The 8,939-nt window shown below is 67.2% G+C and carries 8 protein-coding genes; 5 read left to right on the top strand and 3 right to left on the bottom strand.

Annotated elements, in window-relative coordinates:
- Nucleotides 1–203: 203 nt before the first annotated feature.
- Nucleotides 204–713 carry a lytic polysaccharide monooxygenase auxiliary activity family 9 protein gene (locus BUE43_RS29110; protein ID WP_073489475.1) on the top strand — a complete coding sequence of 170 codons (510 nt, stop codon included), beginning with the start codon at nucleotides 204–206 and terminating at the stop codon, nucleotides 711–713.
- Nucleotides 714–791: 78 nt separating this feature from the next.
- Here the strand turns inward: BUE43_RS29110 and BUE43_RS29115 are convergent, their stop codons facing one another.
- Nucleotides 792–1,730, bottom strand: a complete 939-nt coding sequence (locus BUE43_RS29115) for a hypothetical protein (protein ID WP_073489477.1) — start codon at nucleotides 1,728–1,730, stop codon at nucleotides 792–794.
- A 691-nt stretch (nucleotides 1,731–2,421) separates the two neighbouring features.
- Here BUE43_RS29115 and BUE43_RS29120 point away from each other — a divergent pair.
- From BUE43_RS29120 to BUE43_RS29135, 4 genes are all read left to right on the top strand, one after another.
- Entirely contained in the window at nucleotides 2,422–3,123 is a 702-nt protein-coding gene (locus BUE43_RS29120; RefSeq protein WP_073489479.1) for an NUDIX hydrolase, read from the top strand.
- A gap of 200 nt (nucleotides 3,124–3,323) precedes the next feature.
- Nucleotides 3,324–3,803, top strand: a complete 480-nt coding sequence (locus BUE43_RS29125; protein WP_083960276.1) for an NUDIX domain-containing protein — start codon at nucleotides 3,324–3,326, stop codon at nucleotides 3,801–3,803.
- Between the two features lie 672 nt (nucleotides 3,804–4,475).
- Complete coding sequence (locus tag BUE43_RS29130) at nucleotides 4,476–5,378, top strand: 5'-methylthioadenosine/S-adenosylhomocysteine nucleosidase family protein (protein ID WP_073489483.1); 903 nt, start codon at nucleotides 4,476–4,478, stop codon at nucleotides 5,376–5,378.
- A complete protein-coding gene (locus tag BUE43_RS29135; protein ID WP_143174468.1) occupies nucleotides 5,375–7,432 on the top strand; it encodes a DUF308 domain-containing protein in 2,058 nt (685 codons plus the stop codon). The genes BUE43_RS29130 and BUE43_RS29135 overlap by 4 nt, the downstream gene beginning before the upstream one ends.
- A gap of 237 nt (nucleotides 7,433–7,669) precedes the next feature.
- Here the strand turns inward: BUE43_RS29135 and BUE43_RS29140 are convergent, their stop codons facing one another.
- Nucleotides 7,670–8,221, bottom strand: a complete 552-nt coding sequence (locus BUE43_RS29140; protein WP_073489487.1) for an SMI1/KNR4 family protein — start codon at nucleotides 8,219–8,221, stop codon at nucleotides 7,670–7,672.
- Nucleotides 8,222–8,264: 43 nt separating this feature from the next.
- The coding region (locus tag BUE43_RS29145; RefSeq protein WP_200797712.1) for a DNA/RNA non-specific endonuclease at nucleotides 8,265–8,939 on the bottom strand (675 nt) is incomplete at its 5' end.

An 8,939-nucleotide genomic window follows, 5' to 3' on the forward strand; every position in this document is an offset into this window, starting at 1 on the left:
CAGATCGCGCGCGCCGCACGCCGCGTGCCGCACCTCGCCGGGAGCGGAGCGGAAACACCCTGGTGGCGGTCTTTGCACGCCAGCCGCTCCGGGGTATGGTCCAGACCTGCCGCCGCGAAGGGTGGACGTCCTGTCCCCGTGCGGTCCCCTGCACACCGCGGCGGGGTCGGTGTTCACCCCACGACCTGTCGAGGGGAGCCGACATGAAGTTCCGAAGGATCGCGGCAGTGGCGGCCGGTGCCCTGGCCGCGCCCATCATGGTGATGGCGCTGCCCAGCTCGCCCGCGTTCGCCCACGGGTACGTCTCCAGCCCGCCCAGCCGGCAGGCGCAGTGCGCCAAGGGCGTGGTGCGCTGTGGCGCGATCAAGTACGAGCCGCAGAGCGTCGAGGGCCCGAAGGGCCAGCGCAACTGCCACGGCGACGACCGCCGGTGGGCCGAGCTGAGCGACGACTCCAAGGGCTGGAAGGTCACCAACGTCGGTCGCAACGCGACCTTCAAGTGGACCTTCACCGCCCGCCACCGCACGGCGAGCTACGAGTACTACGTCGGTGGCAACCGGGTCGCCTACTTCAACGGCAACAACCAGGCCCCCGGCGCCACCATCACGCACAACGTGACCCTGCCGGCAGGGCAGCAGAAGGTGCTCGCCATCTGGAACATCGGCGACACCAGCAACGCCTTCTACGCCTGCATCGACGTGAACGTGCAGTAGTAGCAGGCTGAGGGGCGGCGCGGAGGTGCGCGCGCGCCGCCCCTCACCGCGCCCTCGTGCGCGAAGCCGGGGTTCCTGTCAGCACCCGTACCCGCGGATGCGCTGCTGCTGCGTCTTGCAGCTGTAGAAGTACCCGCAGAAGTGGGTGTACCGTCCGCGGTCCGCGGTCTGGGGATCGGTGATCTGCCTGTTCCGCTCGTCGACGTTGCGCACGTTCGTCCCGCCCGGCTTGTGCCCCCAGAAGCCTTCCTTCATCAGCCGGTACCAGTGGTAGTCGTAGCCCGGGCCGACAGCGAGCGCGACCAGCCAACGGGGCTTCTCCGAGTCGGGGAAGCAGTCGTAGCGGTGGTGCATGCCGTCGCAGAGCGCGGCCCGTGTGACCGCGTCGCAGGAGAGCGACTGGTAGACGCTGCCGCAGCCGAGGCCGGGTTGGGCGAAGTCGTTGGTCCGCCAGTTGCTCGCGTAGTTGTAACAGTTGTTGCATCGACGGGTGGTCGCGTTGTCGTTCCAGAAACCGGGGTTGTAGGGCGCGACCTCGATGGTGCAGGTGACCGCCGGCGCGGCTGGTTGCTGGGCGGGCTGTTCCGCCTGACCGGACGCGTCGCTGAGGGACGCCGCCCCACCCTGGCTGGCGGCCCACTGGAGTTCCGCGGTGAGCAGTTCCTGGATCGGTGTCTCCAGCGGCGGGAGCTCGCTGGGCGGAGCGACGGCCGTCGCGTCCCGGTACAGCAGGTCGATGAGCTGCTCGGCGAACTCGTTGGCCCGGGCTCCCCGCGCGGTCCTGCCGACCGGCAGGTAGACGCTGGACGCGTACCCGACACCGAGGGTGAGCTCGTCGCTGGACGACTCGATCTCGAAGCCGCGGAAACCCAGCCCGCTACCGGCGGGAACCCCCTCGCTCAACAGGTCCTCGTGCTGACGCAGCGACCGGAGCGTCTCCCTGACCCGTGCCTCGTCCTGCACCTCCCACACCGGGTTCGGCCTGCCGGAGAAGAGATCGGCGGTGATGCGTAGCATTGATCGCTCCTTGGGCTCGTCCTGACCAGGGGCCACTGGCACGTGCTGATCGAACTGCCGCCCTCCTTCCGTTCCCGACAGGACTGTCGGCGCCGACCACGCGACCGGTCCGGCCCGGCGCACGGTCCACTGTGCGCAGACCTCACCCAGCCCAGCCCGTTCTCCCCCATGTTCCTCGACCCGCACGCCTCCACACGCCGACCCCGCGAACACCCACCACGTGAGTGAGGTTTCCCCGAAACCGGAAAAACCCGCCCCCGTCGAGCAGCCCCCAGCCCCGACACGAACACTTGGTCGCACCGCCAAGGTCCACCACGACTCCGCGTCATAACCAGGAAGCCGACCCGCGTAGACGATGACACCGCGTGTGGGTGACCCCTGGTGGTCGGTCGCTACTGACCGCACAGGATTGTTGGCGGCCGGAGGATCGGCGGATGAGACGGATCCTCGGAGTGCGTGGCCTCGCTGGTCACGTTCCTGGTCCTGATGGTGACCAGCAGCCGCCTCCCCGCCGAGGTGTCCACTGTGGCTGACACTGCTCGTCCGTCACCTGCTACCGCTGGTTCCTCGAACGTCCTCAGTAGACTCCTCTGTGCTCCAAGCCGCTGAAGCGGCAAGTCCCGGGAACGACGTTGTTGTGCTCGCGAACCGACCAATGAGCTGCGGTTACCCACTCAGTACCCTCGCAGCCATGAGTCGCGTCCGGCAGAGGGTCACGCTCACCGCGGACCTCGTCATCCTGACCATACGAGACAGGCAGCTGTGCGTGCTCGTCGTGGAACGAGGAAACGAACCCTTCGCGGGTAGGCTCGCGTTGCCCGGGGGCTTCCTGCGAGGGGATGAGAGCCTCGACGAGACCGCGGCCAGGGAACTGTCGGAGGAGACCGGGCTCGACGCCGCGTCCCTGCACCTGCAACAGGTTGGTGTCTACTCGGCACCCGATCGCGATCCGCGCACTCCGCGTGTCGTAACATGCGCCTATCTCGCTATCGCGCCCAACCTGCCGTTGCCGGAAGCCGGCTCGGACGCGCGGTCCGCGCAATGGCTTCCCGTCGTCGAGGCGCAGCGGGTGGGGCTGGCCTTCGACCACGACGAGATTCTGCGGGACGCGGTCGAGCTGGCCAGGGACGAGCTCCAGTTCCGGACACTCGCTCGCGCCTTCTGTGGAGCGGAGTTCACCGTCGGTGACCTGCGCGAGGTGTACGAGGTGGTTTGGGGAGTCGCGCTGGACAAGCCGAACTTCCACCGCAAGGTGACCGACGCGGACGGCTTCATCGAGCCTACCGGTGGCAAGCGCCCCACGCCCGGTGGGCGCCCTGCCGCCCTCTATCGCTCCGGCAGCGCCACCGTGCTGACGCCTCCGATGATGAGGCCGCGTTCGGCCCGCACCTGAACGGACGCACGCCCGGCGACGAGGTCGCCGAGCGCCGTGCCCAGGCAGAAGGCCAGGAAGCTCGCGCGCGTGGCGAGTCTGGGCGGAGCGGGTCTCCACGGCCTACGACCCATGGTGTCGTGTTGACAATTGGCTCCGCTGCGGCAAAGCAGGGAGTACCCACCCTTGATGTCAAGCTGACAATAAGCTAGCTTGGCTGCATGGTTGACAACGGAGGTTCGTGGCCTGTCACTGGCAGGTTCGCGGTGGACGCGGTGTTGTTCACCAAGTTGGGCGGCGTGCTCTCGGTTCTGGTCGTCAAGCGGGCGAAGGAGCCCTTCCGGACCGCTGTGGCGTTACCTGGCGGGTTTGTGGAGCCGGGGGAGCGGGCAGCGGACGCGGCGGTGCGGGAGTTGGCGGAAGAGGCGGGGATCGTGGTGCGTCGGGACCGCCTGCGGCGGCTCGGTTGCTACCGGCGTCCCGGTCGTGATCCTCGCGGCCAGGTGGTCAGCGTGGCCTATCACGGGTACGTGTCGGGAGCGCCACCGGTGGTGGGAGGCAGTGACGCCTGCGCGGCTCGATGGCTCGCGGTGGCCGAACTGCAGTCCGCCGATATACGGGTCGCGTTCGACCATCGCGACATCGTCTCGGACGCCGTGTTCCGGAGGTTCGGTTGGCGGCCCTCCGTGTTGAGATCGTAGGGCGAAGTATTGCCGGTCGAGCTCGGCTTCTCGTCAGCGGAGAGCCGCTGCTGGCCCCTCGGAGGGCTCAGCCCTTCCGGCGCCGGGTAGGTGCGGCATAGGAGTCTCCATCGATGGTGGCGCCGGGACGTGCCACGCGAGAACGAGACATGCCGTGACCCGCGAGATGACGTGGACCTCAGGGAGGGGTACCGCAGGTAGGTGATCTTTCAAAGCGGAGACCTCCGCTGTCCAGGTTGATCACCTCTGCCGGCTCTCAAGTGCGGGTCGAAAGCTGTCGGATGGGATGTACGCACCCGTGGGGATCGACGGTCCCCGCGCCGAGCACCATCCTGTGTGTCTTCCCGTATGGTGACTACCGCGAAATCCGTGACTTTCGAGGTCGTGGTGGGGAAGTTGCCATGACTGTTTCACCGTCCACTAAGGACTTCCGTCCTCTCGTCGCGGAAAAGAACTCCCATCTCATTAGTACCTCGTTGACGATGGGCGCGGTGGTGGGCTAACCTCCACCGCGCTGCGGCCCCGATCTTGATCCTCGTTGGGAATCCACATCCACCGGGACCGGTCTCGCCGCGAGTGGAACGACCTGGCCGTACTGCGGGCTCGCCCTCCGCGCATCACCTCGGCACGACGAGAACGAAGCCGTCATGCGGACATCGTTGGAGCGAACCGATGATCGTGATCCTGACCGCGCTGCAGGTCGAACACCAGGCGGTGCTCGAGCACCTGACGAACGTCGAAGTGCGCAAACACGCCGCAGGAACCCTATTCGAGGTGGGAACCCTCACCGCTCAACCGAAACGCCACGTCGCGCTGGGCCTGACCGGGCCCGGCAACGAGAGGGCCGCAGCGCTGACCGAACGCGCGATAGCGGAGTTCTCCCCGTCCGCGTTGATGTTCGTTGGTGTCGCCGGCGGCCTGCGTCCCTGGCTTGAGATCGGCGACGTCGTGGTGGCGACCAAGGTGCACGCCTACCACGGCGGGCGTAGCGAGAACGACGAGTTTCTGGTGCGGCCGCGCTCGTGGGAGATCTCGCACGCGTTGGAACAGGTGGCCAGGAGGATCCCCCGCGGCGGCACGTGGCACTCCCTGCTGCCGAACACGGGGGAGGGCGCCACGCCCGAGGTCCACTTCGAGCCCGTCGCGGCCGGGGAGGTCGTGCTCAACTCGACGAGTTCCCCACTGGCTCAGAAGATTCGCCGGAACTTTAACGACGCGATCGCCATCGAAATGGAGAGTTCGGGCTTCGCGCACGCGGCCCACCTCAGCGGCAAGGTCCCCATGGTGACCATCCGCTCCATCAGCGATCACGCGGACGGCACCAAGGTGACCACAGACCGGCAAGGAGGCCAACGCATCGCGGCCCGGAACGCCGCCGCGTTCGCCATCGCTCTGGCTGGGGCCGTGGACGACGACTCCGATGAGCACGGCCGCAAGCAGAACTCCAACCCTGCGCCGAACCCCTGGCCGAGGCTCAACAACACCAACACGGCGCGCGACAACGCCCGCGTCGGCCAGCAGATTGGCTTCAACCTGGGTGACTCCCACGCGAACTGGACGGGAGGCGACCGATGACCGCCCCGCCGGGAACGCACCACTTCCCGCCTCCGCACATGCACAACCACAACGAGGCCCACAGCGGCGCGTACGTCGGCCAGCAGGTCGGCGAGCATTACGGTGACACCGCCTTCCACTACGAGTCCATTTACCACATCAACCAGGGCGACCCGCCCGTCCGCAGGCACGAGGTCGCGGTCAACTTCCTCTCCGGAGGCACACCTCGGGAGGCTGAACGGCTGTTCGGAGAGCTCCTGTGGGAGGGGCACGCAACAACGGAACGGGCCTATTACTACGTCCTCTCCGTGGTGAGCGACCGGTCGTTCAACGACCTGAACGGTGAGCTCCTCGCCCGGATCGTCAGCGCGCGCAAGATGTGCGTCTCGCTGCCCCGCGACGATTGGTGGGACGCGTTCGACGTGGTCTGGCGGCTGATGCGGCACGTGCGGCAGGAGGTCGAAGGCGACGCGAGCGGTGAAGAGCAACAGCAGGCCCTCGAGAGCTTCCACGCCCTGCGCACGGAGCGGCAGGACGAGATCGTGCTCCACCTCGACATGATCATGAGCGGCGTGCTGCAGGAGCGCCTGGAGGCCAGGCAGGCGCACCGGGTCGTGACGGAGCGAATGCGGGACGGACGCGCCGCTCGCGCCTGGAAGTTCTTCCAGGCTGACCCGGCGGCGCCCAGGGAGCACGTGCCCGCGCCGTCGAAGTCGGCTCCGGTGGACTGGATCCGCGCCCTTCTCGGCAGCGCCGTCGCGGCGCTGGTACTGCCGGACACAATGTCCCAGCTGTGGTCGGTGGGTGTGCTGGTCGCCATTCCGCTGCTCGTGGCGGGCGGGTACTTCCTGGTGCGCCACGGCATCACGCGGGAGGCGCTGACCTTGTACACGATGGTCAGGCGAAGGGAGGTCATGCCACCCGCACAACCGGTGGAAGCCCGCTCTCCCGGACACTGGGTCTCGACCGCGTTCGTCCAGGAGATCCACGAGCTCGTCGACCGGCACTTCTCGAAAGCCCGTCCGCACGACCCCGGCGACTGGCCTGGCTACACGTTCGGAATCCGTACGCATCTCAAGCGACGGCTCGTCGATCTCTACGGCAACGCGCAGGTCACGCCTGCTGCGCTGGGCTGGCTGATCGACTGGCACGCGAGGCGAGTGGCCGCCGGGTGGAGTACCCAAGCCCTGTTCCAGCCCCCGGTTGTAATGTCCCGTCGCGACCAGAACCTCTTCCGCACCGGTGTCGCGCTCGTGGTGGTGGGCTTGGCGGCGTTGGTATCCGCCGGCCTGGTCCTGTCGGCGCTGTTCCTCGGCATCGGCGGATTCTTCGTCGTCAGAGGAACAATCCGCATCCTCGGGTTGCGGAAGATGGACAACATCCTGGCGGCCGACGCGAGGCGGCTCCACGCTGAGGAGATGCGTGCCTACCAGGAGTGGCTCCACGTCCTGTCGGATCGCCCGTCGGACGCCGAGATGGCTCGCTGGCTCGCCATGGACAAGATCTACCTGAGGAACGACGCCCTCAGGCGGGCCAATCTGCCCAACCACGACCTCGTGGCGCACGTCGTGATGACCGAGGGCGCGAAGGACGCGATGCGCGCGCGTGTTCTGCACGGACCACCGCGTTACTCGAAATATGTGGTGCAGATCTTCCTGCTGACCCGCGGTGGAGTTCGCGAGGCCCGGGTGGAGCTGGATTTCCTGACGGGCGAAGCGAAGAACGAGCGGCGCAACCTCTTCCGCTATGACGCGCTCGCCTCCGCCACGGTCAACGAGACTGGTGTGCGGACCACGCGGGGCGAAGGACCGCGAACCGAGGAAGTAGAACGCCTGCGGCGCCGTACCTTCCAGCTCACCCTGGTGAACGGGCAGAACATCACCGTCATGGCGGAGAATTTCAGGAGCCAGGCCGAATCCCTGGAGGACGACTCGGAGTTGTTCCTGGTCGCACTGCAGGCATCCGGCATCGAGACCGCGCTGCCGATCCTCGAGGCGGTGGCCAGCGAGGGACCGGACTGGATCGCCCGGGAACAGGAGCGCCGGGAGCGCTGGTCGCGAGACTGGTACGAGTGAAGCGTTGCCCACGAGTGAGGCTTGGGAGTGGCAGCCAGGTTTCTCGCCACTCCCCAGTCCACTTCGGGTCCTCGTCTCCGCACGCGCTGCGTTGACGAGTCGGCGTGGACGTCCGGGGCGTTCCAAGCCGGTACAGCACGGGTCGGCCGCTCTGTTACGACGGACTGCCGAGATCCCGACTGAAGGTAACGAGGGGTACCTTCAGTCGGGATCGGTGCTGCACTTGTCGGGACTTGTCTATGCGGTGTAGTCGGTCCTGAAGTCCACCGGGGTGTCGTTCAGGTTCCAGTGCAGGATGTTGTCGTCACCGGTGTTCGCCAGCACCTCCAGGATGACCTTGGTCATCGGGCCGGGGTGCTCCCGCCACTCGTTCGTGCCCTGGTTGTGGTAGGCGATCCGCCACTCGTCCGGACTGGCGGAGTCGGTGATCCAGCAGAAGGTCCCGCCCTGCACGTCGGTTCCCCAGGGGAGGAGTCCTCCCGGTTCCGGGAACAGGTGGTAGTCGACGTCCTCCAGGTACTCCAGGTCCTCGTCCCCGAGGATCTCCAGCAGTTCGTCGAGGTTCCGCCTGAAGGTCGCCCAGGTGTCCTCGCTCTGGGCGGGGTTGTCGACCCGGACGGAGTCGCGGAAGAGCCCCTCCGGGAAGCGGGACAGGAGCTCCTTGTAGTCGGAGGGGAGGGGAGTGCCGAGTCCGCGCTCCACTGTGGACCAGTCCAGCTCGGGTCGGAACTCCCGATTCCAGCCGACCGCTTTGGCGATCTCGTCCACGAGTGAGCGCGGGTGGCTCATGTTTCCTCCTGGTAGCACAGGGATTCGTACGGCACGGTAGCAGTCAGCACCTGAACTTGGTGGCCGCTCCACCTGGGACGTTCTCGATGGTGGCGTTGCACTGGAAACCGTTGTCCCCCACCGCGTCCATGAAGATCCACTGGGGGATGGCCGCCGTGGGGCTCGGGTACTGCACCCACACCGTGTAGAGGACCGACTTGTTGGTCTTCAGCGCCCTGGCGACCGCGTTCTCGATGATCTTGACGTCGGACCGGTTCACCTTCTGGTACATCGGGACGATGTTGTCCACGTTGTTGGAGCCGTGGAGTCGGGCCGCGATCAGGTGGCCGCGGTCCATGGGGTTTCCGTTCAGCGACCCGCTGGGCGGGAATCCGACGGGTGTCGCCCGTTGCCCGTCCTCCTTGGTGGTCGTGGCCACGCAGACCGTGCCGCCCTTGGCGCGGAGAGCGTCGTCACCCAGGTACTTGAAGGACTCCATGGGAGCGTTGAAGGCGACGTCGACCGGCATCGCCTTGTGGAAGCAGGGGTCGAGTTCCTTCTTGCTCTTCGTGGGGTCGAGGCGCGGGCCCGGCCTGGGGTCCACCCTGGGCTCGGGCCTGGTGGCCTCCCGCTCCCGGTCGACGACCTGGCAGGTGGTCTGGTTGTGGACCAGGACCGGGGTTCCGGCGGCGATGACGTAGTAGGTGTGCAGGTCGGCGACGGTGAGGTTGTGGACGGT

This window comes from Streptoalloteichus hindustanus, from assembly GCF_900129375.1.
GTDB classification, from domain to species: Bacteria; Actinomycetota; Actinomycetes; order Mycobacteriales; family Pseudonocardiaceae; genus Streptoalloteichus; species Streptoalloteichus hindustanus.

Bases quoted from the DNA above. Each gene is read 5' to 3' on its own strand.
- BUE43_RS29110 (WP_073489475.1), top strand. From the start codon at position 204: ATGAAGTTCCGAAGGATCGCGGCAGTGGCGGCCGGTGCCCTGGCCGCG.
- BUE43_RS29115 (WP_073489477.1), bottom strand. From the start codon at position 1,730: ATGCTACGCATCACCGCCGATCTCTTCTCCGGCAGGCCGAACCCGGTG.
- BUE43_RS29120 (WP_073489479.1), top strand. From the start codon at position 2,422: ATGAGTCGCGTCCGGCAGAGGGTCACGCTCACCGCGGACCTCGTCATC.
- BUE43_RS29125 (WP_083960276.1), top strand. From the start codon at position 3,324: ATGGTTGACAACGGAGGTTCGTGGCCTGTCACTGGCAGGTTCGCGGTG.
- BUE43_RS29130 (WP_073489483.1), top strand. From the start codon at position 4,476: ATGATCGTGATCCTGACCGCGCTGCAGGTCGAACACCAGGCGGTGCTC.
- BUE43_RS29135 (WP_143174468.1), top strand. From the start codon at position 5,375: ATGACCGCCCCGCCGGGAACGCACCACTTCCCGCCTCCGCACATGCAC.
- BUE43_RS29140 (WP_073489487.1), bottom strand. From the start codon at position 8,221: ATGAGCCACCCGCGCTCACTCGTGGACGAGATCGCCAAAGCGGTCGGC.